This is a genomic window from Enterobacter cloacae complex sp. 342H5 (genome assembly GCF_050030905.1).
Classification (GTDB): Bacteria; Pseudomonadota; Gammaproteobacteria; order Enterobacterales; family Enterobacteriaceae; genus Enterobacter; species Enterobacter intestinihominis.
On sequence record NZ_JBLGVB010000001.1, the window covers coordinates 3,145,899 to 3,170,477 of the forward strand.

General features: G+C 52.1%; 28 protein-coding genes. 6 read left to right on the forward strand and 22 right to left on the reverse strand.

Annotated elements, in window-relative coordinates; genetic code table 11:
- Positions 1-69: 69 nt before the first annotated feature.
- The 5 genes from ACQG03_RS14955 to ACQG03_RS14975 form a co-directional block, all read right to left on the reverse strand.
- Positions 70-1,023 (reverse strand): transketolase family protein, encoded by a 954-nt coding sequence (locus ACQG03_RS14955; RefSeq protein ID WP_038416451.1) that lies wholly within the window; start codon positions 1,021-1,023, stop codon positions 70-72.
- Complete coding sequence (locus ACQG03_RS14960) at positions 1,016-1,846, reverse strand: transketolase (protein WP_063163612.1); 831 nt, start codon at positions 1,844-1,846, stop codon at positions 1,016-1,018. The genes ACQG03_RS14955 and ACQG03_RS14960 overlap by 8 nt, the downstream gene beginning before the upstream one ends.
- Positions 1,843-3,234: a PTS ascorbate transporter subunit IIC gene (locus ACQG03_RS14965; RefSeq protein ID WP_017383437.1), complete on the reverse strand. Its 1,392-nt coding sequence runs from the start codon at positions 3,232-3,234 to the stop codon at positions 1,843-1,845. Before ACQG03_RS14965 ends, ACQG03_RS14960 begins: the two co-directional genes overlap by 4 nt.
- Positions 3,235-3,255: 21 nt before the next feature.
- Complete coding sequence (locus ACQG03_RS14970) at positions 3,256-3,528, reverse strand: PTS sugar transporter subunit IIB (protein ID WP_003861447.1); 273 nt, start codon at positions 3,526-3,528, stop codon at positions 3,256-3,258.
- 79 nt (positions 3,529-3,607) lie between these two features.
- Positions 3,608-4,051 carry a PTS sugar transporter subunit IIA gene (locus ACQG03_RS14975; RefSeq protein ID WP_023306641.1) on the reverse strand — a complete coding sequence of 148 codons (444 nt, stop codon included), beginning with the start codon at positions 4,049-4,051 and terminating at the stop codon, positions 3,608-3,610.
- 236 nt (positions 4,052-4,287) lie between these two features.
- Here ACQG03_RS14975 and ACQG03_RS14980 point away from each other — a divergent pair, with 236 nt between their 5' ends.
- Positions 4,288-5,307, forward strand: coding sequence for a LacI family DNA-binding transcriptional regulator (locus tag ACQG03_RS14980; protein ID WP_003861441.1), 1,020 nt, complete (start codon positions 4,288-4,290; stop codon positions 5,305-5,307).
- A gap of 3 nt (positions 5,308-5,310) precedes the next feature.
- On the opposite strand, the gene yfcD is transcribed toward ACQG03_RS14980, so the two are convergent.
- The 3 genes from yfcD to yfcF are packed head-to-tail and all read right to left on the reverse strand — an operon-like array spanning position 5,311 to position 7,185.
- Positions 5,311-5,877, reverse strand: coding sequence for an NUDIX hydrolase YfcD (gene yfcD, locus ACQG03_RS14985; protein ID WP_063163611.1), 567 nt, complete (start codon positions 5,875-5,877; stop codon positions 5,311-5,313).
- Between the two features lie 55 nt (positions 5,878-5,932).
- A complete protein-coding gene (gene yfcE / locus ACQG03_RS14990) occupies positions 5,933-6,484 on the reverse strand; it encodes a phosphodiesterase (RefSeq protein WP_023300633.1) in 552 nt (183 codons plus the stop codon).
- 56 nt (positions 6,485-6,540) lie between these two features.
- Positions 6,541-7,185: a glutathione transferase gene (gene yfcF, locus ACQG03_RS14995; protein WP_023300634.1), complete on the reverse strand. Its 645-nt coding sequence runs from the start codon at positions 7,183-7,185 to the stop codon at positions 6,541-6,543.
- 140 nt (positions 7,186-7,325) lie between these two features.
- Between yfcF and yfcG the strand changes: the two genes are divergently transcribed.
- The 3 genes from yfcG to ACQG03_RS15010 all read left to right on the forward strand — a co-directional run bounded on the left by yfcG (position 7,326) and on the right by ACQG03_RS15010 (position 9,303).
- The gene (gene yfcG / locus ACQG03_RS15000; protein WP_063163610.1) at positions 7,326-7,955 is read left to right on the forward strand and encodes a GSH-dependent disulfide bond oxidoreductase; all 630 of its coding nucleotides are present in this window, start codon (positions 7,326-7,328) and stop codon (positions 7,953-7,955) included.
- Positions 7,956-8,030: 75 nt separating this feature from the next.
- Positions 8,031-8,399, forward strand: coding sequence for a dihydroneopterin triphosphate 2'-epimerase (gene folX / locus ACQG03_RS15005; protein WP_003861432.1), 369 nt, complete (start codon positions 8,031-8,033; stop codon positions 8,397-8,399).
- Positions 8,400-8,412: 13 nt separating this feature from the next.
- Positions 8,413-9,303: a TIGR01777 family oxidoreductase gene (locus ACQG03_RS15010; protein WP_063163609.1), complete on the forward strand. Its 891-nt coding sequence runs from the start codon at positions 8,413-8,415 to the stop codon at positions 9,301-9,303.
- 61 nt (positions 9,304-9,364) lie between these two features.
- Here ACQG03_RS15010 and ACQG03_RS15015 read toward each other — a convergent pair whose 3' ends face one another.
- The gene (locus ACQG03_RS15015) at positions 9,365-12,091 is read right to left on the reverse strand and encodes an HD domain-containing protein (RefSeq protein WP_426726154.1); all 2,727 of its coding nucleotides are present in this window, start codon (positions 12,089-12,091) and stop codon (positions 9,365-9,367) included.
- Positions 12,092-12,165: 74 nt separating this feature from the next.
- On the reverse strand, positions 12,166-12,411 hold the full coding sequence (locus tag ACQG03_RS15020; RefSeq protein ID WP_022648845.1) for a helix-turn-helix transcriptional regulator: 246 nt from the start codon (positions 12,409-12,411) through the stop codon (positions 12,166-12,168).
- 122 nt (positions 12,412-12,533) lie between these two features.
- On the opposite strand from ACQG03_RS15020, the gene ACQG03_RS15025 reads away from it, so the two are divergent.
- Together ACQG03_RS15025 and ACQG03_RS15030 are read left to right on the forward strand one after the other, a co-directional pair.
- On the forward strand, positions 12,534-12,794 hold the full coding sequence (locus tag ACQG03_RS15025; protein ID WP_022648846.1) for a helix-turn-helix domain-containing protein: 261 nt from the start codon (positions 12,534-12,536) through the stop codon (positions 12,792-12,794).
- Positions 12,795-12,877: 83 nt separating this feature from the next.
- On the forward strand, positions 12,878-13,387 hold the full coding sequence (locus ACQG03_RS15030) for a GNAT family N-acetyltransferase (RefSeq protein WP_063163607.1): 510 nt from the start codon (positions 12,878-12,880) through the stop codon (positions 13,385-13,387).
- Positions 13,388-13,527: 140 nt separating this feature from the next.
- On the opposite strand, the gene hisP is transcribed toward ACQG03_RS15030, so the two are convergent.
- From hisP to ACQG03_RS15090, 12 genes are all read right to left on the reverse strand, one after another.
- Entirely contained in the window at positions 13,528-14,301 is a 774-nt protein-coding gene (gene hisP, locus ACQG03_RS15035; RefSeq protein ID WP_003861426.1) for a histidine ABC transporter ATP-binding protein HisP, read from the reverse strand.
- 9 nt (positions 14,302-14,310) lie between these two features.
- Positions 14,311-15,024, reverse strand: coding sequence for an ABC transporter permease (locus ACQG03_RS15040; RefSeq protein ID WP_003861424.1), 714 nt, complete (start codon positions 15,022-15,024; stop codon positions 14,311-14,313).
- Complete coding sequence (locus ACQG03_RS15045; RefSeq protein WP_006811404.1) at positions 15,021-15,707, reverse strand: histidine ABC transporter permease HisQ; 687 nt, start codon at positions 15,705-15,707, stop codon at positions 15,021-15,023. The genes ACQG03_RS15040 and ACQG03_RS15045 overlap by 4 nt, the downstream gene beginning before the upstream one ends.
- A gap of 88 nt (positions 15,708-15,795) precedes the next feature.
- Positions 15,796-16,578, reverse strand: a complete 783-nt coding sequence (gene hisJ, locus ACQG03_RS15050) for a histidine ABC transporter substrate-binding protein HisJ (protein ID WP_003861421.1) — start codon at positions 16,576-16,578, stop codon at positions 15,796-15,798.
- Between the two features lie 224 nt (positions 16,579-16,802).
- Positions 16,803-17,585, reverse strand: coding sequence for a lysine/arginine/ornithine ABC transporter substrate-binding protein ArgT (gene argT / locus ACQG03_RS15055; protein WP_015572255.1), 783 nt, complete (start codon positions 17,583-17,585; stop codon positions 16,803-16,805).
- Positions 17,586-17,875: 290 nt separating this feature from the next.
- A complete protein-coding gene (locus ACQG03_RS15060; RefSeq protein ID WP_015572254.1) occupies positions 17,876-18,445 on the reverse strand; it encodes a UbiX family flavin prenyltransferase in 570 nt (189 codons plus the stop codon).
- A gap of 89 nt (positions 18,446-18,534) precedes the next feature.
- Positions 18,535-20,052 carry an amidophosphoribosyltransferase gene (purF, locus tag ACQG03_RS15065; protein WP_008502595.1) on the reverse strand — a complete coding sequence of 506 codons (1,518 nt, stop codon included), beginning with the start codon at positions 20,050-20,052 and terminating at the stop codon, positions 18,535-18,537.
- A gap of 33 nt (positions 20,053-20,085) precedes the next feature.
- A complete protein-coding gene (cvpA, locus tag ACQG03_RS15070) occupies positions 20,086-20,574 on the reverse strand; it encodes a colicin V production protein (protein WP_000262116.1) in 489 nt (162 codons plus the stop codon).
- Between the two features lie 253 nt (positions 20,575-20,827).
- Positions 20,828-21,514, reverse strand: a complete 687-nt coding sequence (dedD, locus tag ACQG03_RS15075) for a cell division protein DedD (protein WP_023300639.1) — start codon at positions 21,512-21,514, stop codon at positions 20,828-20,830.
- Positions 21,504-22,772, reverse strand: coding sequence for a bifunctional tetrahydrofolate synthase/dihydrofolate synthase (gene folC, locus ACQG03_RS15080; RefSeq protein ID WP_063163606.1), 1,269 nt, complete (start codon positions 22,770-22,772; stop codon positions 21,504-21,506). Before folC ends, dedD begins: the two co-directional genes overlap by 11 nt.
- A gap of 70 nt (positions 22,773-22,842) precedes the next feature.
- A complete protein-coding gene (gene accD, locus ACQG03_RS15085) occupies positions 22,843-23,748 on the reverse strand; it encodes an acetyl-CoA carboxylase, carboxyltransferase subunit beta (protein WP_022648854.1) in 906 nt (301 codons plus the stop codon).
- Between the two features lie 154 nt (positions 23,749-23,902).
- Positions 23,903-24,562 (reverse strand): DedA family protein, encoded by a 660-nt coding sequence (locus tag ACQG03_RS15090; protein ID WP_006811410.1) that lies wholly within the window; start codon positions 24,560-24,562, stop codon positions 23,903-23,905.
- Between the last annotated feature and the right edge of the window lie 17 nt (positions 24,563-24,579).

The following is a 24,579-nucleotide window of genomic DNA, read 5'->3' on the forward strand; positions in this document are numbered from 1 at the left end:
TTTTGTAGGCCGGATAAGCGAAGCGCCATCCGGCAAAAAAAGGCGACCATTCAACGGTCGCCTTTTTTATTACAGCAACTCTCGTGCCGCCGACACAATGTCATGTGCCGTCAGGCCATACTCCTTCTGCAGGAAGTCCTGCGTGCCTACCTGACCGTAACGCTCCTTCACCCCAACCCGCCGCATCGGCACCGGACAGGTTTCCACCAGCACTTCCGCCACCGCCGACCCCAGCCCGTTGTGAATGCTGTGGTTTTCGCAGGTCACAATACGCCTGGTTTTCTCGGCATAATTTTTCACCAGCATCCGATCGATGGGCTTCAGGGTAAACATGTCGATGACCGCTGCGCTTACCCCCTCCTGCTCCAGCTGGCGCGCCGCCTCCAGCGCTTCCGCCACCATAATGCCGTTAGCAATCAGGGTAATATCGGTTCCCTCGCGCAGCACGTTGCCCTTGCCGATGGTGAAGGTTGACCCCGGGGCATAGACGCTCGGCGCCTGTTTACGGATGGTCCGCACCCAGTAGAAGCCTTCCAGGTCGATAAGCTGACGCAGCACATCTTCGAACATCACCGCATCGGTCACCTCCAGCACCACTGAATGCGCCAGACCGCGCACGATGCCCATATCCTCAAACGACATATGCGTCCCGCCGTTGTGGCAGGCCGTCACGCCCGCATCCGAGGCAATCACCTTCACGTTATTGCGCTGGTAGTCCAGGGACATAAACAGCTGGTCGAAGCAGCGACGGCTGGCAAAGGCGGTAAAGGTATGGACGAACGGCTTACGTCCGGTGAGCGACAGCCCGGCGGCCGTCCCAATCACGTTAGCCTCCATAATGCCGCAGTTGATGACGTGCTGTGGATAATCACGCGCTACGCCGTCCATCGCCATCGAGCTCATCAGATCCGCTTCGAGCGCAATAATCTCGCTCCCGGCCTCAATCTGTTTTGCCACAAAACCCGCATAGACCTTACGCATCTCAACGGCATCTTTCTGTCCTGTCGGTGCAACCTTAATCATGTGAAGCCTCCAGTTGGCGAATCGTCTCGTTGAGCGCTGCTTTGCTCTCCTCAGTTAATCGCAGGTGATGCGAGTTGCTGAGCTGTTCCAGGTATGGCACCCCTTGCCCTTTGATGCTGTCGAGGATCACCACCCGCGGACGCGCATCGGCCGCAGGGATCGGTACGGTCACCTCCAGCAGCGCCGGAATGTCATCCCCCTTCACCATCACCACGTCAAAACCAAAGGCCCGGAATTTGCCTTCCAGATCGAAGGCGCTGATGATTTCGTCCAGCTCGCCGTCGAGCTGCTGTTTGTTCCAGTCCACGAACACCGTCAGATTGTTCAGTCGATGGTGAGCAATAAACTGGAAGGCTTCCCAGCACTGCCCTTCGTTCAGCTCCCCGTCGCCAACGATGCAAAACACCCGGTTTGGCCTTTCTGCCAGCTTGTGCGACAGCGCCATGCCGCCTGCAATGGAGATCCCCTGACCCAGCGATCCGGTGGTGGCATCCACGCCGCGTGTTTTCAGGCGATCCGGGTGGCTTGGCAGACGCGTTCCGTTCTGGTTTAGCGTGCTCAGCTCTTCAATCGGGATGTAGCCCTTAATCGCCAGCGTGCTGTACAGCGCCGGGCCCGCATGTCCCTTCGACAGCACAAAGTAATCGCGCTCTGGCCAGTCCGGATCGGCCGGGTCAATTTTCATTACCGCGCCGTACAGAACGGCCAGTGTTTCAACGACTGACATGCTGCCGCCGTAGTGACCAAAACCCAGCTGCGTCAGGGATTTCAGCGTCTCAAGGCGGATCTGACGCGCCAGTTCGGTTATTTCATTTTCATTCATGATTTGGCTCCGGGGTTTTCCTGCGCGTTACCGCTGGCAGGTTTGTTTTTAGCGAAGACGTTGTAGGCCACCAGCAGCGCAAACAACACAACAACCAGTCCGGTGATGGCAAGCGGCGACAGGAAGCGCGCCAGGTTGCCGAGCACAATCCCGACGGCGCCAAAGTCGGCGTCCGAGAAGGTCGTATTCGCAAAGCCAATCGCGCCCAGAACAGGCAGCAGCAGGACCGGCAGGAAGGTGATCAGCAGGCCGTTAGCAAAGGCGCCAATCATCGCCCCGCGACGTCCGCCGGTGGCGTTCCCAAACACGCCCGCCGTTGCACCGGTGAAGAAATGCGGCACGACGCCCGGCAGGATCAGCACCCAGCTAAACTGACCGCAAATGAACAAGCCTACAATCCCGCCGAGGAAGCTGAACAGGAAGCCAATCAGCACCGCGTTTGGCGCATACGGGTAGACCACCGGGCAGTCCAGCGCAGGTCGCGCATTGGGCACCAGTTTTTCCGAGAAGCCGGTAAAGGCCGGGACAATTTCTGCCAGAATCAGGCGCACGCCCTGCAAGATGATAAACACGCCTGCCGCGAAGGTGATGGCCATAATGATGGCGTACACCAGGTAGTTCTGGCCGCCGCTGAAGGTGGCCTCCACGTACTCACGCCCGGCGCTCACCGCCATAATCAGGTAGATAATCATCATGGTCAGTGAGATGGAGATCGAACTGTCGCGCAGGAAGCTGAGGTTCTTCGGCAGGTTCATCTCTTCGGTGGAGCGCGAGCCTTTACCGACCTTGCTGCCAATCCAGCCGGACAGCACGTAGCCCAGCGTGCCGAAATGACCGAAGGCAATCTCATCGTTGCCGGTAATACGCTTCATATAGCGCTGCGCAATCGCCGGGAAGAAGGCCATAATCAGGCCGAGGATCAACGAACCGGTGAAGACCAGCCCTACCCCTTCGAAGCCTGCGACCGTCAGGATCACGCCAATCATGCACGCCATGTAGAAGGTGTGATGCCCGGTCAGGAAGATGTACTTCAGGCGGGTAAAGCGCGCGACAATAATATTCGCCACCATCCCGAAAGCCATAATGAGCGCGGTGGAGGCACCATATTTTTCCAGGGCAATTGACACAATAGCTTCATTGTTGGGAATAATGCCCTGAATATTAAAGGCGTGCTCAAACATACCACCGAGCGGATTTAAAGAGCCCACCAGCACGGTTGCGCCGCCGCCCAGTACAATAAAGCCGAGAATGGTTTTAATTGTGCCTTTTACCACATCTGAAAAGGCTTTTTTCTGCGCCACCAGACCAATCAGGGCAATTAACCCGACCAGGACTGAAGGGACTTTTAAAATATCAACAACGAAATTCAGCGTTTCAAGGATAAACATATCCACCTCGCCTTTTCAGGATTATTGTCTTTCGAACCAGGCGCGCAGCTGCGCTTCGAGTTCGTTGATATCGATAATATTGTTGATCACCACCAGCTGGCTTTCCGGCACGCTGGCGCTGGCGGCAATGTCTTTCGCCATTACAAACAGGTCCGCCGCGCCTGGCGTGGCCGAGGAGAGATCGGAGTGTTCAACCTCTGCCTCAATTTCCAGTTTTTTGAGCACCTTTTTAATATTCATTTCGACCATAAAACTGCTGCCCAGGCCGGAGCCGCAAATAGCCATGATTTTCATTGTTATCCCCTTTTTTAAGTAGAGTACGCCCCATCACGCTGACGCGTAATGTTGAGATGAATCGGATTAAATAATTAAATCAGAAGCGATTGATGATGGTTTTTATCTCCTCCAGCGTATTCGCCCGATGTAATTCAGCCATATCTTCGTCGCTGGAAAATAATTCCGCTAAGGCAGAGATCATTTCGATATGGCTATGCTTGTCCGGCGCCGCCAGCATCACAATCACATCGACGGGGTCAAACTCACCGGCACCAAAAGAGACGCCCTGTTTCAGTTTTAATAATGACAGGCCAAGTCCTTTCGCTCCTTCTTCCGGTCGCGCATGTGGCATTGCCAGTCCTGGAGCCAGCACATAGTAGGGACCTAACCTGTGATGCTGCTCAATGATAGCCGTGACATATTCCGGCGCAATGACCTGCAAATTCAGCAGCGGTTTCGCGCACAGTTCCAGCGCCTGGGGCCAGCTTTCAACGCTATCCTGTAGGATGATGGTTGTATCATATATCCACTTTTTGAGCATTTTTCACTCCCGCTAAAGACCAGACATGGGCAAACTCTATTCAACCCATCAATTAATGACTGCGATCGCGATCACAAAGATAGCGCTACCAACGACTAACATGCAGAACTGTGATAGCGCTATCAAATTGCTATCCTGGTGCGAAATCACAGCAAAAAAAGGGATTTAAGGCGTATACTGCCTGTCACGTAAAATGAAGGATGAAACTAAATCGCGTCCTGTCAGCAGGAAGATGTATGTCTTTAACCCGAAAACGGCGCAGTACCGGAAAAGTAACGCTCGCAGATGTCGCGCAGCTTGCCGGCGTAGGCACGATGACTGTTTCCCGTGCCCTCCGCACGCCCGAACAGGTTTCCGATAAACTGCGTGAAAAAATTGAAGCCGCGGTGCAGGAGCTGGGTTACATGCCCAATCTTGCCGCCAGCGCACTGGCATCGGCATCGTCATGGACGATTGCGATGGTTGTACCCAATCTTTCCGAAGCTGGCTGTTCCGAGATGTTCGCCGGGCTACAGCAGGTGCTCCAGCCAGCCGGATATCAGATCATGCTGGCGGAATCTCAGCATCGTCTTGAACAGGAAGAAAAATTGCTTGAAACGCTGCTGGCTTCGAACATCGCCGCGGCGATACTGCTCAGCGTCGAGCACTCCGATACCGTGCGACACTGGCTAAAAAACGCCTCTATCCCGGTGATGGAAATGGGTGCAATGCGTGCCGATCCTATTGATATGAATATCGGGATTGATAACGTCGCCGCCATGTATGAACTTACCGAAATGGTGATTCAGCGCGGCTACCAGAATATTGGCCTGCTGTGCGCTAACCAGGAGCAGTGGATTTTTCAGCAACATTTGCAGGGCTGGTACAAGGCGATGCTGCGCCACCACCTGGCGCCAAATAGAGTGATTAATGCCGCCATGCCGCCGAACTTCTCCACCGGTGCGGCACAATTGCCAGAGTTCCTGCTGGCGTGGCCGGAGCTGGATGCGCTGGTGTGCGTGTCAGATGAACTGGCCTGCGGCGCGCTGTATGAGTGCCAGCGTCGGCGCATCAAGGTGCCGGACGATTTAGCGGTCGTGGGCTTTGGCGACAGCGACGTCAGCCGCGTCTGTCAGCCGCCGCTGACGACGATGGCAGTACCGCATCGCAAGATTGGGATTGAAGCCGGGAAAGCGTTACTGGAACGTCTGAATGACGGAGACTGGCGCGACCATAAACCCATCGCGTCCAGCCTGTGTCTGCGGGAAAGCTGTTAAGGCTTACTCAGCCTCTTCCTCTTTTTCCGCCTTATTTTCCGGTTTAGCGGATTCGTTTTTGGCGTTGCGGGTCATCCACAGCGCCAGTGCTTTAAGGGAATCCGGCGTGAATTCGTCGCAACGCGCGGTGATCTCTTCCGGCGTCATCCAGCACACTTCGCTCACTTCCTCTTCCTGCAAGGCGAAAGGTCCGTGGGAAACGCAGCTAAACAGCCCGCCCCAGACGCGACAATGCTCATCTTCGAAATAAAACTGTCCGTGCTCGGCAAACGGCACGCCAGCGATACCTAACTCTTCTTCCGCTTCACGACGCGCGGAATCCAGCATTATTTCATCGGCCTGCACGACGCCACCCGCTGTGGCATCCAGCATACCAGGAAGAAAATCTTTGGTGTCAGTGCGACGCTGGACCAGAATCTTGCCCATGCCGTCATGAACAACGATGTAAGTCGCGCGGTGACGCAGACGCTCCGCACGCATTTGTTCGCGGCTGGCCTGCGCGATCACTTCATTCTCTTCGCTGACAATGTCAACCCACTCAGTACTTGCCAAATGATTCTGCTCCACCATCGGGAAACCTTCTCGTCTAAGCGCTCTTTCGGCGCGTTTGCAGTTGTGGTGTAACTTACGGATTAATCGCTATCTGCGCAATAACTTGCTGATCATTAAGTGCGATAACGCTTAATGTCCCGTCTTCATACATGCCGTAGCTTGCCGGGTTACCGCCTTTAGGAATGCTGACAGACCCGGGGTTAAAGTGGTAAAACGCCCCGCGTTTTTCCGCCACCGGAATATGAGTATGACCATAAACCAGGACATCGCCAGCGGCGAGTGACGGCAGGTTATCCGGGCCGAACAGGTGCCCGTGGGTCAGGAACAAACGGCTGTTTTCCATCAACACCTGTTGCCAGGGAGCGGTGATGGGAAATTGCAGCAGCATCTGGTCAACTTCGCTGTCGCAGTTGCCGCGAACGGCGATAATGCGCGAGGCAAAATGATTAAGTTTTTCCGCCACCTGCGCGGGAGCATACCCTTCCGGCAACGCATTGCGTGGGCCGTGGTTTAACACATCGCCCAGGATCACCAGCCATTGCGCCCCGCTTTGGGCAAACAGAGATAACACGCGTTCGGTCGCGGGCAGCGATCCATGAATATCCGACGCAAACATCAGTTTCATCAGTTACTCCTCGGGAATTCAGACTGCCCCTATCATACCTCAAGCGCCCCGTCTTATCAGCCCGCGCGCTTAGCAGAGAGTGCCAGATAGCGCTGTACCGACGCGCGTTGCCACTGGAATGTGGCGTAATCCACCAGTAGCTGTGGGACGTCATCGCCGTTGAGGATAAGGCGATTGAGCATCAGCGCCAGATCGGTGTCGGCAATACACCACTCGCCAAACAGGTTTGGGTTACCCTGTGACAGCAGCGATGACGCGGTATCAATCAGCTTCCGGGCGCTGGATAAGCCTTCCTCGCTGAGGGCGGGCTTTTTGACGCCAGCGAACACCACGTCCGTGGAGCGTTCTGTGCGAATCGGCACCAGGTCGCTACGCAGCCACGCCTGGATCTGGCGGGCGCGGGCGCGCTTTTGCAGATCGTGAGGATAGATGCGTTCCCACTCTGGTGGGGCAAAGCGGTCTTCAAGGTACTCGTCAATCGCTGAGGATTCACTCAACTCAAAACCGTCAATCTCCAGCACAGGAACACGGCGGGTGAGCGCGTAGCCCTGCCACTGAGGCTTCAGATGTTCGCCGCTGTCCAGGTCAACGGTTTTCAGACTAAAAGTTAGCCCCTTTTCTGCCAGCGCCACATAAACGCTCATGACATAAGGAGAAAAAAAGTTCGCATCGGACCACAACGTTATTACAGGCTGGCTCATAACATCCTCATCGGCTGATCGGTTTTCACTCAACATATAATCTCTTTGCCTCGCTGTCACTTGATGAAAACTCACGATTTACAACAAGCACCTATACTGATTTTTCATGGCAACACTATTCGCACTGACAGGAGTTGAGAATGATAGATCTCTATTATGCCCCCACCCCTAATGGCCATAAGATCACCCTTTTTCTTGAAGAAGCCGACGTGGACTACCGGATCATTCGCGTTGATATCAGTAAAGGCGACCAGTTCCGCCCCGTTTTTCTGGCCATATCGCCCAACAATAAAATTCCGGCCATCATTGATAACCTGCCCTCTGACGGCGGCAAACCGTTAAGCCTGTTTGAGTCTGGAGAGATTTTGCTCTATCTGGCAGAGAAAACCGGCAAGCTCCTGAGCGGTGAGTTGCGCGAGCGTCATCACACGCTGCAATGGTTATTCTGGCAGTCGAGCGGCCTGGGGCCGATGCTGGGGCAGAATCATCACTTTACCGCCTATGCGCCGCAGACGATCCCTTACGCCATTGAGCGATATCAGGTCGAAACCCAGCGCCTGTACGGGGTCCTGAACCGTCGGCTGGAAAAATCACCATGGCTGGGAGGTGAGCATTACAGCATCGCAGATATCGCCTGCTGGCCGTGGATCAACACCCATGAACGCCACCGGATCGACCTGGCCACTTATCCGGCGGTGAACAACTGGTTTGAGCGCATCCGGACCCGCCCGGCAACCGAACGCGCCATGCAAAAAATCCATCAGATTTGAGCCTGTGCCCCGTTGGGTGCAGGTGTTCTCCTCATGTATGATGAGGTAAAAATACTGACACGGAGAAGACCTGCAATGTCCCAGCATGACGCTATTATTCGTATAAAAAACCTTCGCTTACGCACATTCATTGGTATCAAAGAGGAGGAGATCGCGAATCGCCAGGATATCGTGGTGAATGTCGTGATCCATTACCCGGCAGACAAGGCGCGCGCCAGCGAAGACATCAATGACGCGCTGAACTATCGCACGATCACCAAAAGCATCATCCAGTACGTTGAGAACAACCGTTTTGCGCTACTGGAAAAATTAACTCAGGATGTGCTCGACATCGCACGCGAACACCACTGGGTCACTTATGCTGAAGTGGAGATCGATAAACTTCACGCCCTGCGCTACGCCGACTCCGTCTCCATGACGTTAAGCTGGCAGCGGCAGGCGTAAACCTGGAGGTTGTATGAAGATCCTGCTCACCGGCGGTACGGGGCTGATTGGTCGCCATCTCATTCCACGTTTGCAGGCGTTGCATCACGACATTACCGTGGTCACGCGCAGCCCGGAGAAAGCGCGCCAGGTGCTGGGCACCGGCGTTGAGATCTGGAAAGGCCTGGCGGAACGGCAGGATCTGAACGGCTTTGACGCCGTCATCAACCTCGCAGGCGAGCCTATCGCTGATAAACGCTGGACCGAAGAGCAAAAACAGCGTTTATGCAGCAGCCGCTGGAACATGACTGAAAAGCTGGTTGAGCTGATTCGTAACAGCGAGATGCCGCCCTCGGTGCTGATTTCCGGCTCTGCAACAGGCTACTATGGCGATCTTGGTGAAGTGGTGGTGACCGAAGAAGAGCCGCCGCACAACGAGTTTACCCATAAACTCTGCGCCCAGTGGGAGCGTATCGCCTGCGGGGCGCAGAGCGATAACACCCGCGTCTGCCTGCTGCGCACCGGCGTGGTGCTTGCTCCGAAAGGCGGTATTCTCGGTAAAATGTTGCCGCCGTTTAAAATGGGGCTTGGCGGGCCCATCGGCAACGGTCGTCAGTATCTGGCGTGGATCCATATCGACGATATGGTCAACGGTATTCTCTGGCTGCTGGATAACGACCTGCGCGGGCCGTTTAACATGGTATCTCCCTACCCCGTACGTAATGAACAGTTTGCTCACGCCCTGGGTCATGCCCTGCATCGCCCGGCGGTACTGCGCGTGCCTGCGACGGCGATTCGGCTGTTGATGGGCGAATCTTCGGTGCTGGTGCTGGGCGGCCAGCGCGCGCTGCCAAAACGGCTGGAAGCGGCCGGGTTTGCCTTCCGCTGGTATGATTTAGAAGAGGCGCTGGGGGATGTAGTCTAATAATATCATTTAAGCCTCAATGCTAATAGTAAATTAACTGAGGCTTATTTCGTTTTTAATGTTAATTAATAAACCCCAACTCAAGCCAACACTCTTTATATTTAGCCTTGAAACTATCCTCAGTACAACTTAATATATTTAATGATATATAAAAATTTAAAAGTAAAGATAACTGCTGTTCCAAATCAAACTCACTTGAAGGTGAAGAAATCATTGGCGTGAACATGAACTTATCAACCCAACGATTGAAAGATGAGCCAACATTAATATTTAATGGTATATCTCCCTCACAAATAGATATGTCGCTGTAATATTCGTTATAGCACGGAATTAATCTTCTCGTAGGTGGTTCAGAAACATTCAACTCAATTTCTTTTCTTAATAATGCTGACGGACAGGTAAAAGTTTTTAACCCATCATTTTTAAATTTGAATATAAAACCAATACCATCATCTTCATCATAGCTTTCAGATTGATCAAATGGCAAATCGCCATAATATTCTTCAACAACTAGAGATAATGATTCTTTTTTGAAAATACCAGACAGTATTTGCATGACATTCAAATCAATGTCATTAAATTTAGTATTATATAAAAAACCATATTTGTGTTCATAAACAAACAGATCGTTTTCACCAGATATATACTGCTCTAATTTTATCCCATTTATCTCATATTGTTTCCATTCATAGTTAATAGACTTTCCAGTCACGGAATATAAATAAAAATCAGATAACTTATCATCTTTAGTATTTTCCCTCAAGTTTGATGAATGATTCTCAAGTATATAAGTGATGATTTCTTCAATTTCTTTATGCCTGTCTGTTCGACCTTTTTTTCTATCTATCGTTAACCAATATCCAGCACTGTTTTTGAAAATATCCAGTTCGCCAACCAAGCATTTAACATTAAAACTTGTATCAAATTCAACGCCTTTATATTTGAAGGTTAGATTAGCAAAAATGTAATCTTCCATGTTTATTTTTATGCTAAAATCTGCACCAAGAGAATAGTCTGACATAAAAACATTACCTTCTTTATTTTCAACGTCAACTCTCCTTTCTAATTTAGTTTTATTGATTATTAATGGAATATGGGACTTTTTAAAATCTGAGGTTAACATCTGCATTACATTTTGATAAAAATCGTTTTTTTGTTCTAAAAGCAATGGATCTTCATAGTTTTCAATACGGCGACCTCTGTAATTTATAAAATTCTCATTTTTGCTTTTAAAAATTGATTTGATTTCAGTTCCTTCAAATCGTCTATCATCCAATTCTTTTATTGAGATATCAAAGAATTCATTATCGGCATTATTTATAACCTTTATTTCATAGCAAGGATTTTCCTTTTTCCTAGTTTTAATTACAACCTCATCACATAATTTAAAAACTGTCTGAAGGCCAATACCGAAATATCCAGACGGCTTTGCCCAATCTGGCATTGTTCTATTTAATTTTTTTATTAATTCAACTGACTCCGATCCTACTACTAGAATCTTCCTTATATCATTAATATCCATGCCAAGGGCAAAATCTTTAATAATGAAACTATTAAATTTCACACCTTCTTCACTGTCATATTCTTCAATTAACAATTCTATTTTATATTTCTCTAATTCATTTATAAAAAACTCTCGATCTTTTACATCATCATGAGATAAACTGCTATTAGAAATCAGCTCATCCCAAACTTTATAATATGTTGCATCAATAGAATTTTGTAACAATTCACGAACGAAAGGATATTTCTCACTATATATCTGAGAGCCTGTAATATATTCATAAACTCGTTTAGGATTTAAAGTTATTTTTGGTACTTTGCCATCAATAGCTATATAGTCTTTTATTCTACACTCAAGTATACCGATGGTCGGCAAAGCCCTGAAATCACTATCGGGAACTATTTCATTCCAAACCCTCTTCTGATAATCGAATTCATTTTGTATATAATTAAACCAACCTTGTTGTGCGTGATATGCTCCATATTGTTCGCACTCAGCTTTTATTTCAATTACTTCGCTATTTATAAATAAGTGTTTTATTGATGCATGTTTTTCTTGATGATTTTTAGAGGAAACAGGTACATTCCCAATATTTGCTAATAAAGTAGGGCAAAACCTGCCATCATCAATATCCAATAGATCTCCTATTCTTAATAAAGCTGCTATATATCGAGGGTGAGCATAATCTTCTGCATCCATTCCATCATTATACTTTGCAAGCTCCAAAATGGCATCGGGATTTCTTCCATGGCACTGAACTATTTGCGCCACAAAATTAAACAGCCTTTGTGGAATTAATGAAGTTCTAGGTGAAAATACATTTATCTTTGATGGTTCTTTTACAAAGTGTCCAGATCTATCTGCGTGTAATTTCCTGAAATAATCAGCTAAAACAAATGTCAAAGAATTAGATATAGAAAGTGCTTTTATGATATCATTTTCATTTTTACGTTGTAATATTTCTTTTGCATGTTTTGATAGTTCACTTTCATTTTGGGATAACTCCTCAAGATAAAAATGAAATGACGGATCTCTTAAGAGTTCCTTTTTTTCTTCATTAGTAATTACCATACCGGCATCATGCCAGTAGCAAGACTCTAACAGCAACCAACAATCTGTTGCGGTCAATTTATAAATATTTGGAGAAATAACTTTCTCTATTTGTGTAATTATTGTGGATGAATGTGATGCGTCATGTAAACTGTAATGAGGGAAATCTCTTGATACTGTATTAAGCGCTCTTGATAATAATTTTTTATCAAATTCCCACTGCGCCCTAATAATGAGTAATTAGGGTTACCTTCAGCAAGCTGCTTTAATCTCTGCTCTATTCTCATAACTCGATTCCTAATTAAAATTTATTTAATAAGATAAGTGTAAATATACTCAGCCAAATCATCCTCAACAGTATAAAAATAACAAGCCGGGATATTCAGCACCTCAGCCAATTTACACGCCAGTACGAAATCAGGCGTGTGGATCCCCTTTTCATACTGGTTCATACGTGCGCTAGCAGTCGCTTCATCAATCCCCGCGAGGATCCCAAGTTTTTGCTGTGATAGTCCGGCTTTCAGCCTAGCCGCTTTAAGTCGATGGGGAAGCATGATAACTCTTCAAAATCTGGAAGTAGAGTCATGATTCTGGTATTCCGTTATTGAAATTACACTAAGTATTACTTAGCATTTGTGTCTGCAATTTGAACAAAATTATATATAAAGGAAAATATATGAATAGAGATCAGGACATGCACCCAGCGGATATCATCGCCATGCTCCATAAGCGTAAACTTTCACTGGCAGCTCTTTCCCGCCAGGCTGGTTTGAGTTCTTCTACTCTTGCAAACGCGCTCTCCAGGCCGTGGCCCAAGGGGGAAAAGATCATCGCGGAGGCACTAGAAAAAGATGCGGCGTCGATCTGGCCCAGTCGCTACTACGATCAATATGGCAACTATGTTGATCGTTCTCAGTTAATGAGGACCAAACGCTAACCTCCATCACCAAAATCCATTCTGTCCGCCAGTTACATTCCGGTGTTAAGGTAATAAGCCAATTTCATCGGAATGGCGTAACAATGGCAACCATCACCACTCCCCGGCTTCACCTCACCCCTTTCGAACCCTCTGACTGGGCGTTCTTCCGCTCGCTGCGCGAAAACCGCGACATCATGCGCTATATGGCCGCTATTGCACCCGAAAAAGAGACCCGACGCGTGTTTGCCGCACGTCTGATGGCGGAGCATGTTTTCGTGATTCGTTTTCAGAATGACGATACGCCGCTGGGCGATATCGGCCTGCAAATCAGCCCTGAGAACCGTGAAGAGGCGGATATCGGCTACACGGTTGTGCCTGCCGCACAGGGAAAAGGCATCGCCAGCGAGGCGCTGCGCGCGGTATGTGAGTATGCGTTTAGCCAGACCAGCGTAAAAGCGATTAACGCGTACGTGCTGGCGGACAACGGCGGATCTGTGCGGGTACTGGAGAAAGCGGGGTTTGTGCGTACGCAGGTGCTGGAAAAGGCGTATGAGATTGACGGCGTACGGTATGACGACTGGGTGTATCGGCTGGAGTGTGGTGCGGTCTGAATGCCGGGCGGCACTGCGTTTGCCCGGCCTACGGTTTTTGTAGGTCCGGAAAGCGAAGCGCCACCGGGCAATTGGGCGGCTCTGCGGCCTGATGCCCTCACCCCGGCCCTCTCCCACAGGGAGAGGGAGAAAGGCCAAACCTACTTCAACGAGCCTTTCAGGAACTGCTGCAAACGCGGGCTTTGCGGGTTCGCCAGCACCTCGTCCGGATGACCCTGCTCCTCAATCTTGCCCTGATGCAGGAAGATAACGTGGTTAGAAACGTTACGGGCAAAGCCCATCTCGTGCGTCACCACCACCATCGTTTTGCCCTCTTCCGCCAGCTTCTGCATGATGCGCAGCACTTCGCCAACGAGTTCAGGATCCAGCGCGGAAGTCGGTTCGTCAAACAGTAATACTTCCGGCTCCATCGCCAGCGCGCGGGCGATGGAAACACGCTGCTGCTGTCCCCCTGACAGGTGCACCGGATATTTGATCTGCTGCCGCTCGTCGATACCCACTTTCGCCAGGTATTTCACCGCACGCTCGCGGGCTTCCTGCTTGCTTAAGCCGAGCACCTGAACCGGCGCTTCCATCACGTTCTCCAGCACCGTCATGTGGCTCCAGAGATTAAAGTGCTGGAATACCATGGTCAGGCGTGTGCGCAGCAGGCGCAGCTGGTTTTTATCCGCCACCTTAAGCTGACCGTCTTTATCACGGACCATGTTGATGTTCTGTCCGCTCACCACAATCGATCCTTCGCTCGGCTTTTCGAGGAAGTTGATGCAGCGCAGGAAGGTACTTTTACCCGAACCTGATGAGCCGATAATACTGATCACGTCGCCCGCGTTAGCCTCCAGCGACACCCCTTTCAGCACTTCATGTTCGCCGTAGCGCTTGTGCAAATCAATTACGTTTAATTTGTTCTCAGCCATCATAAATTCTCAGTGCGTCGACGGTTTTATATGCTGCAACCAGCGTTTTTCAGCCTTACGGAACAGGCTGATCAGGACGTAAGAAATGATCAAATAGAGCACTGCCGCAATGCCAAACGCCGTAAACGGCTGGTAGGTGGCAGAGTTAATATCGCGGGCAATCTTTAACAGATCCGGCACCGTGGCGGTAAACGCCAGTGCCGTCGAATGCAGCATTAAAATCACTTCGTTGCTGTACGCCGGCAGCGCAATGCGCAGCGCTGAAGGCAAAATAATACAGCGGTAGAGCTTTACGGAGGAAAAGCCATACGCGCGCGCCGCCTCAATCTCACCGTGCGGCACGGAACGAATGGCCCCGGCGAAGATTTCGGTGGTATAGGCGCAGGTATTGAGGGTCAGCGCCAGCACCGTACAGTTCAGACCGCTGCGGAAGAACGCGTTCAGCATCTCGGTGCCTTTCACGATCTCCAGCGTGTACATTCCGGAATAGAACACCAGCAGTTGCACGTACAGCGGCGTACCGCGAAACACGTAGGTGAACAGCCAGATCGGAAACTGGATAAATTTATTGTTCGACACGCGGCCAATGGCGAGGAACACCGCCAGAATGCCGCCCATGACCACCGAGGAGATCAGCAGCCACAGCGTGATCGCCACGCCAGTAAAGCGGTAGCCATCCGTCCACAGCAGGGATTTCCAGTACTCCTGAATAATCTCAATCACAGGTCAGCCCTCTTCACACCCACGGAGTAGCGACGTTCGAGCAGAAGCAGCACACCATTGGAGACGGTCGTAAAGACCAGATAGATTACGCCGCAGACCACCGCAAAATAGAACGGTTCCCAGGTACTTTTACCCGCCAGCTGCGTGGCCTTCACCACATCTTCCAGACCCAGCAGGGAGACCAGCGCCGTTGCCTTGAGAATAACCTGCCAGTTGTTACCGATGCCCGGCAGCGCGTAGCGCATCATGGCCGGGAACATGATCCGGCGAAACGTTTGTGAGGAGGTAAAACCGTAGGCGGTCGCCGCTTCAATGTGCCCTTTCGGCACAGCCATGTAAGCGCCGCGAAAGGTCTCAGTGAAATAAGCACCGTAGATAAAACCAAGGGTAATAATACCGGCCACCATCGGGTCGATATCGATCTGATCCATGCCGATGGCATCCGTGACGCCGTTAAGTGCGATTTGCAGGCCATAAAAGATCAGCAGCATCAGCACCAGGTCAGGCACGCCGCGAATCAGCGTGGTATAGCCTTCAAATATCAGCGCCAGCGGTCTGTTGGCGGATAACTTTGCCCCCGCGCCCGCCAGGCCTATCAGCACCGCCAGCACCACGGAGCTGATAGCCAGCTCAAGGGTGACAAGCGCGCCCTGTAAAATAACGCCAGAAAATCCGTACAGCATACCGCGTGCCCTGTCGTCTCGTGAGTGGTAGAACCGTGTCTTTTCCCCTCCCGCAACGGGAGGGGCCGCACGTTATCAGACGGGGCGATTAGCCGCCGTAAACATTAAAATCGAAGTACTTTTTCGCCAGCTTGTCGTAAGTGCCGTCCGCGCGCATCTCGGCGAACGCTTTGTTCAGGGCTTCACGCAGTTCGTTGTCTTCTTTCCGCAGGCCCATACCGGTACCAACGCCAAAGAGTTTTTCGTCCTTAATGGACGGACCCCCGAACTTGTAATCTTTACCCACAGGCTGTTTCAGGAAGCCTTCGCTTGCCGCCACTTCATCCTGGAATGCCGCGTCAATACGGCCTGCCGTCAGGTCTGCGTAGATGTTTTCCTGACCCTGGTAAGAGACAATTTCAATCCCCTTTGGCGCCCAGTGCTCGTTACCGTAGGTTTCCTGCGTCGTACCCTGCAACACGCCCACGCGTTTGCCCTTCAGAGATTCAAGGGTTGGCTGAATGTCAGAGGATTTCGCCACCACCAGACGTGAGTCAGCCGCGTAGAGTTTGTCCGTGAAGGCAATCTCCTGCTGACGTTTTTCGGTGATAGACAGGGAGGACATGATCACGTCAATTTTTTTCGCTTTCAGGGACGGGATTAGCGCGTCCAGCGGGTTTTCAACGTAGGTACATTGCGCTTTAATGCGTTTGCACAGCTCGTTAGCCAGATCGATGTCAAAACCGACCAGTTCCCCCTTCGCATTTTTCGATTCGAAAGGCGCGTAGGTTGGGTCAGTCCCAATACGAATTTTCTGCGGAATGGCTGCGAATGCTGCGGTGGCGCTGGAAAAGGCCAGTACCAGAGAAAGTGACAACACCAGTTTTTTCATATCTGTCCTCAACAAACTGTCTAAATACGAGATTTTACGACTACGGGGTGCCGTTAATGTGCCATTAATCCCCTCACTCAGGCAAAGATTAATGCCTCTGAACGGGAATTTTTGCATTTAAAATGCTTAACTATGCACACGGCGGTCCAATATGGTGCATTGCTTGCACCATACTGGAACACTTCCCCTAAAGATGCACCACATCAGTGCATCTCATTCAGGTATTAATCACCGTAGACGTTGAAATCAAAGTATTTCTTCGCCAGTTTGTCGTAGGTACCGTCTTTACGCAGCTCATTAAACGCTTTGTCGAAGGCGGCTTTCAACTCGGTATCATCCTTACGCAGGCCAATACCGGTGCCGTCGCCAAAGTATTTTTTGTCTTTCACCGACGGGCCGGCAAAGGCGTACTCTTTACCCGCAGGCTGTTTCAGGAAGCCTTCGCTCGCGGCGACTTCATCCTGAAACGCGGCATCCAGACGGCCTGCCGCCAGGTCAGAGTAGATCAGATCCTGGTTCTGGTAAGCGACCACATCGACGCCTTTCTCGCGCCAGTTAGCATTGGCGTAACCTTCCTGGGTCGAGCCCTGAAGCACGCCAACATGTTTGCCTTTCAGCGAGTCGATGGTCGGCTGGATTGGCGAGCCTTTCGCGGCAATCAAACGTGAGTCGGCAGCGTAGAGCTTCTCTGAGAAGGCGATCTCCTGCTGACGTTTTTCCGTGATGGAGAGAGAAGAGATAATGGCATCAATTTTCTTGGCTTTCAGCGACGGGATCAGCGCGTCAAAGTCACTGCCCACCCATGTGCATTTCACTTCCATACGTTTGCACATCTCATTTCCCAGATCGATATCAAACCCCACGAAGTCGCCTTTCGCATCCTTGGAGGAGAATGGCGCGTAGGTTGCGTCTGTACCGATACGAACTGTCTGTGGTAGCGCTGCATAGCTACTTGCTGCTGCACTCAAGCCCACGAGCAAAGACAGAGCCAGAACCGTCTTCTTCATACATTTACCCTCAAGAACCGTGATTTTATTATGGTTTATGTTGTGTGTTGTGTTGCAGGCTGCTCTTGCAGGTCTTATGCCACATTGTCGTCGGGTTAAAACTACGACGTTAAATATGTTAATAAAACGTTGCGATACTGCCTTAATGGTGAAAGATAGCAGGTCTGCCGAACGAACCGGAAAGAGAAAAAGGGAAAAAGCGAATTAAATGTCGAGGATATGATCGCGGTTGCAGTTTTGCCCTGAAACAGGGCAAACAGTCATTTCATGCACCTTGCTTGTGCACAGCTTCACGCCCCCTGCCAGCGGGTAAAGAGATCTTCCGGCAGGTCTATATCGAACTGATCCAGCACGCGGTTAACGGTCTGGTTGATGACATCGTCCAGCGTTTGTGGACGATGATAGAACGCGGGGACCGGCGGCATTATCACAGCTCCCAGTTCGGCTGCCTGCGTCATTAAACGCAGATGTCCCAGGTGTAGCGGCGTTTCCCGCACGCAGAGCACCAGAGGACGACGCTCTTTCAGCACCACGTCCGCCGCACGCGTCACCAGCGTGTCGGTATAGCTGTTTACGATACCGGAGAGGGTTTTAATCGAACAGGGCAAAATAACCATGCCGGCCGTTTTAAACGAGCCCGAAGAGATGCTGGCGGCGATATCGCGGGCATCGTGGACAACATCAGCCAGCGCCTGAACGTCGCGCAGAGAGAGATCGGTTTCAAGAGAGAGGGTCTGACGCGCCGCCTGGCTCATCACCAGATGGGTTTCTACGCCAGCAACGTCACGCAGCACCTGTAACAGCCGGACGCCATAAATCGCGCCGCTGGCACCGCTGATCCCTACAATGAGTCGTTTCATGATTTTTGCCCTTGCTGATTTCAGGGCTGACTGTGCAGGATTTTACGGGGAGTTGCAAGTGAGGGCGAGCCCCCTCACTTGCCGGAGCATTAACCTTCGTTGTGCATCTCTAAGCTTTCGAGATCGTTTTGCAGCTGGACGGCTTTCGCATCGTCGTTACGCAGAGAATCAAGGTAGTCGAGATACTGCTGGTCTACGTCTTTTGTCACGTAGATCCCATTGAATACCGAGCATTCGAACTGCTGAATATCCGGGTTCTCGGCGCGCACCGCATCGATCAGATCGTTCAGATCCTGGAAAATCAGGCCATCGGCCCCGATGATCTGGCGAATCTCATCCACTTCTCGGCCATGCGCAATCAGCTCATTAGCGGTTGGCATATCAATGCCATACACGTTCGGGAAGCGAATTTCCGGCGCTGCGGAGGCGAGATATACTTTCTTCGCCCCGGCCTCACGCGCCATCTCGATGATCTGCTCAGACGTCGTGCCGCGCACAATGGAGTCGTCCACCAGCAGCACGTTCTTGTCGCGGAACTCGGCACGGTTAGCGTTCAGCTTACGACGTACGGACTTACGACGCAGCTGCTGGCCCGGCATGATAAAGGTGCGGCCAACGTAGCGGTTTTTCACGAAGCCCTGACGGTACGGCTTGTCCAGAATACGGGCAATTTCCAGCGCGATATCACAGGAGGTTTCAGGGATTGGGATCACGACGTCGATGTCGAGATCGTCCCACTCGCGGGCAATCTTCTCGCCCAGCTTCGTCCCCATGTTGACGCGCGCGCTGTAAACGGAAATTTTGTCGATGAACGAGTCCGGACGCGCGAAGTAAACGTATTCGAACAGGCACGGGTTGCTCACCGGATTGTCGGCGCACTGGCGGGTAAACAGCTGGCCCTTCTCGGTGATGTAGACCGCTTCGCCTGGCGCGACATCACGCAGGAATTCGAAGCCCAGCGTGTCCAGCGCCACGCTTTCGGAGGCAACCATGTACTCGGAACGGCCATCGCCGAGGTCACGTTTGCCGAGCACCAGCGGGCGAATGCCATTTGGATCGCGGAAGGCCACCATGCCGTGACCGATAATCATCGCCACGCAAGCGTACGCGCCACGGATCTGGCGATTAGTCGCGGCAACGGCGGCAAAAATGTTGTCTGCTTCCAGCGGATAATGGCGGAAGTTATCCAGCTCGCTGGCAAAGATATTGAGCAGGATTTCAGAATCAGACGTGGTGTTAATGTGGCGACGTTTCTCTTCAAACAGCTTTTTACGCAGCTCGTGGGCATTGGTCAGATTGCCATTGTGGGCAAGCGTGATGCCATACGGGGAGTTAACGTAAAAAGGCTGAGCCTCAGAGGCGCTGGAACTGCCAGCAGTAGGATAACGAACGTGACCGATCCCCATATTACCTTGCAGACGCTGCATATGGCGGGCTTCAAACACATCGTTTACCAGGCCGTTCGCCTTGCGTAAACGGAAGCAGTTGTTTGCATCAATGGTGATGATACCCGCAGCATCCTGCCCACGGTGCTGAAGCACCGTTAACGCGTCATAAATCGACTGGTTTACCGGCATGAAACCGGCGATACCGACAATACCGCACATTCGTCTTTTCCTCGTTAAGCCACATCTCAGGGTTTATGCCCTGGGCAAGAAACTCGACGAGCTTTGCAGATAGTCAAAGAACCATCTGATGATGAAGCTGAACTCCGGAATGAGCTGCGATTTTTGCCAGTCTTCACTTTTGGAAAACCCGGTAAAGGTATCCAGGAAGAACAGGATCGCGGCCACAATCAGCACGCCTCGCAACGCGCCGAAACAGATGCCGAGCACCCTGTCCGTTCCTGACAGACCGGTTTTCTCGACCAGCTGACCTATCACGTAATTGACGATAGCGCCGACAATCAGCGTCGCGATAAACAGCACCGCGATGGCGATTCCGTTTCGGACCAGTTCATCTTCAAAGCCCGTGAACCAGACAGACAGGTAAGTGTAGTAATGACTGGCAACAAAGAAAGCACAACCCCAGGTTACCAGCGATAACGCTTCACGAACAAAGCCACGGATCAGGCTAACCAGACAGGAAAAACCAATCACCGCAATGATGGCGTAATCAATCCAGACCATATGTGTCCCACGATTAAACGCCCTGTCATCCAGTTCGGGGCGAATTCTAACAGAAAAAGAAAACGTTTGCGTAGGGATTTCCTTCCCACGCGTAAATAAAAAAGGCGCTGAAAAAATGCTCAACGCCCCTCCGCCTGACGTCTCTGTGGACGTCTGCTTTCTCCCCCTCACCCTAACCCTCTCCCCAAAGGGGAGAGGGAATTATTTGCACCCTCTCCCCTTTGGGGAGAGGGCCGGGGTGAGGGGAGCCTTATCAGTTTGCGCTGTAGTTCATCACCACACCGCTCAGGCCGGAGATTTGCTTCAGCTCGCCAAGCGAACCTTTGAGCTTATCTTTAGACGCATCCGGCCCCACGAGGATACGGGTAATTTTACCCTGTACCGGCGTGGTGGGTGAAGTATAAACACGGTATCCCGCGCCGCGCAGTTTACTCACAATCTCATTGACCTTATCTGCATTTTTCAATGCACCGAGCTGAACGACATAGGCTTTGCCGGTAGGGGCCGCGTCCTGTTTCGCCGGCGGTGGCGTTTCTGAAGCGGCTGCCAGTTGCTCGGCCGCTTTATCCCGCTGCGGTTTCGGCTGCGGCTTCTCCACCGGTTTCGGCTTCTCAACAGGCTTAGGCTGTTCTACCGGCACCGGATCAATCTCGATGTTATTGTTCGTCGCCAGACGCGACGGGTCAAGAGACGGTGCGGCTGCATCACCTGCGCGCACCTCTTCCGCTGCGCCTTCAGGCGGCTGGGCTGGCAGCGCCTGCGTTGCCGCTGGCAGCATATCGGGCTCGTCGCGATCGCCCGGTTTGGGTACCAGCGGAATGGCCGCAAATTCATCCTGGTAATGCTTTTTCTGCCCGTCGAGCAATCCCGGGAGAATAATCACCCCGAGCGCGACCAGCACAATGGTTCCTGTTAAACGGTTCTGAAACTTACTCGCCACCGGTTCTCCCCGCGTCCATCACTTCCATGACATGTGCCACCGTGTGGAATGACCCACACACCAGCACGGTATCTTCTGGTTTAGCCTCCGCCATCGCGGCACGCCAGGCCGAAACCACACTGCTGTAGATTTCGCCTTTGCCGAGATGTTCCATCAACTGCTCAGCAGTCGCGCCGCGCGGCCCTTCCAGAGGAGCACAATACCAGCTATCGACCACACTCTCCATGCAGGCCAGCGTGCCGCCGATATCTTTATCATGAAGCATACCGATAACCGCCAGCACGCGCCCGGTTTTTGGTAACGATTTGAGACGTCCTGCGAGGTACGCCGCCGCATGCGGGTTATGTGCAACATCCAGAATCAGACGCGGTGACTCACTCACAATCTGAAAACGTCCCGGTAACAGTGCGTTCTGAATGCCATCGCGGATTGCCTGCTCGCTTACCGCTAATCCGCTGGCGCGCAGGGCTGCCAGCGCAGTCGCCGCGTTAGGCTGTGGCACCTGCGGCAGCGGCAGATTCTCCAGTACGCCCTGTGCGTCGCTAAAGCGCCAGCCGTTGTCCTGCACCTCATACTGCCAGTCCACGCCGCGACGCAGCAGTCGAGCCCCCTTCTCTTTCGCCACTTCAGCGATGGTATGCGGCATGTCCGGTTCGCCAACCACGGCAGGCTTATTGGCCCGGAAAATACCGGCCTTCTCACGACCAATGCTTTCGCGGTCGGGCCCCAGCCAGTCGGTGTGATCCAGCGCGATGCTGGTGATGACGGCGACATCCGCATCTACCATATTTGTGGCATCCAGACGCCCGCCCAGCCCCACTTCCAGGATCACCACGTCCAGCTGCGCCTGCTTAAACAGCCACAGCGCCGACAGGGTGCCGTATTCGAAATAGGTTAATGAGGTATCGCCGCGCGCGGCTTCGATAGCGGCAAACGACGCCGTATGGGCCGATTCGGCCAGCTCGGTGTTTTGCACCCGCACGCGCTCGGTGTAGCGCACCAGATGCGGCGAGCTGTAAACGCCTACCTTATAACCGGCGGCCATCAGGACAGATTCCAGCGTGCGGCAGGTGGTGCCTTTACCGTTAGTGCCGGCCACGGTAAACACGAAAGGCGCAGGTTTCAGCACGTCAAGGCGCGCGGCAACCTGGCTTACGCGCTCAAGGCCCATGTCGATAGTTTTACTGTGCAGGTTTTCCAGATAAGAAAGCCACGCGGCCAGGGGCGACGTGGCTTGAGGAATGCTTTTATTTTCCATGATGCCCGGTTGTCATTAACGGTTTAGAAAGCAAAAGGGCAGCGCCATTTGGCCCTGCCCTTTTCAGTTATCAGGCCTCGGGTTCCTGATCCGGTACCACCACGCCTTCGCGCGGCTCGTCCGGGCTCGGCGACGGCAGATTCATCAGCTTCGCCAGGACGCTTGCCAGTTTGAGGCGCATCTCCGGGCGGCGGACGATCATGTCGATAGCACCCTTCTCAATGAGGAACTCACTGCGCTGGAAGCCCGGCGGCAGTTTCTCACGTACGGTCTGCTCGATAACGCGAGGACCGGCAAAGCCGATCAGCGCTTTTGGCTCAGCGATGTTCAGGTCGCCCAGCATCGCGAAGCTTGCAGAAACGCCGCCCATGGTTGGGTCGGTCAGTACCGAGATGTACGGCAGACCGCGCTCCTGCATTTTCGCCAGCGCGGCAGAGGTTTTCGCCATCTGCATCAGGGACATCAGCGCTTCCTGCATTCGTGCGCCACCGGAGGCAGAGAAGCAGATCAGCGGGCAGTTGTCTTCCAGCGCCTGCTCAACGGCACGCACGAAACGCGCACCAACCACAGAGCCCATTGAGCCGCCCATAAAGGCGAACTCAAACGCGGCGGCAACCACCGGCATCTCATGCAGGGTGCCTTTCATGACGATCAGCGCGTCTTTCTCGCCGGTCTCTTTCTGTGCAGAGGCCAGACGATCTTTGTATTTTTTGGAGTCGCGGAACTTAAGCACATCTTTTGGCTCCAGTTCGCTGCCCAGTTCTACCAGAGAACCTTCGTCCAGCAGGCTATGCAGGCGGTTGCGCGCCGACATACGCATATGGTGGTCACACTTCGGACACACCTCAAGATTGCGTTCCAGCTCTGCGCGATACAGAACCTGGCCGCAGCTATCACACTTCGTCCATACCCCTTCAGGAATGCTCGCTTTACGCGTTGGGGTAATGTTGCTTTTAATTCGTTCAATCCAGCTCATTGATAACCTTTCTGCCTGAACCTGGTCGTATGCCAGTTTTGCTGTAAGAGGCGAATAATGCCATTTTTGCCTCCAACAGACCATGAATGTTGCACATTAAAACATAACAGCCCGAAACTTTGGATAAAAAAGTGGTCGAACCGCCAGCGTGCATTTACTTCGCTTGTTTTGCCGCCGCGCGTTTGTGACGAATAATTTCGATCACACCCGGCAGAACGGAAAGCACAATAATCGCTACAATCAGTAACTTAAGGTTTTCCTGAACCACCGGCAGATCGCCAAACAGGTAGCCCGCATAGGTAAACAGCAGTACCCACAGCAGGGCGCCCACCACGTTGTACATGGCAAAATGACGATAGGACATGTGACCCATTCCCGCCACAAACGGTGCAAATGTGCGCACAATAGGCACAAAACGGGCAAGGATAATGGTTTTACCGCCATGGCGCTCATAGAACGCATGGGTCTTATCTAAATAACTGCGGCGGAAAATCTTCGAGTCCGGATTACTGAACAACCGCTCGCCAAACACCCGCCCGATAGTGTAGTTGACCGCATCACCAATAATCGCGGCGATGATCATCAGGACGACCATCAGGTGGACATTCAGGTCATTCGTTGGCAGTGCGGATAACGCGCCCGCCACGAACAGCAGTGAATCTCCCGGCAGGAACGGCGTAACCACAAGGCCGGTTTCACAGAACAGAATGAGGAACAGAATGGCGTATACCCAGACGCCGTACTGCGCGACCAGCTCCGCCAGGTGAACATCAATGTGCAGGATGAAATCAATCAGAAAACGTATTACGTCCATATTGTCTAAGCCCTAAT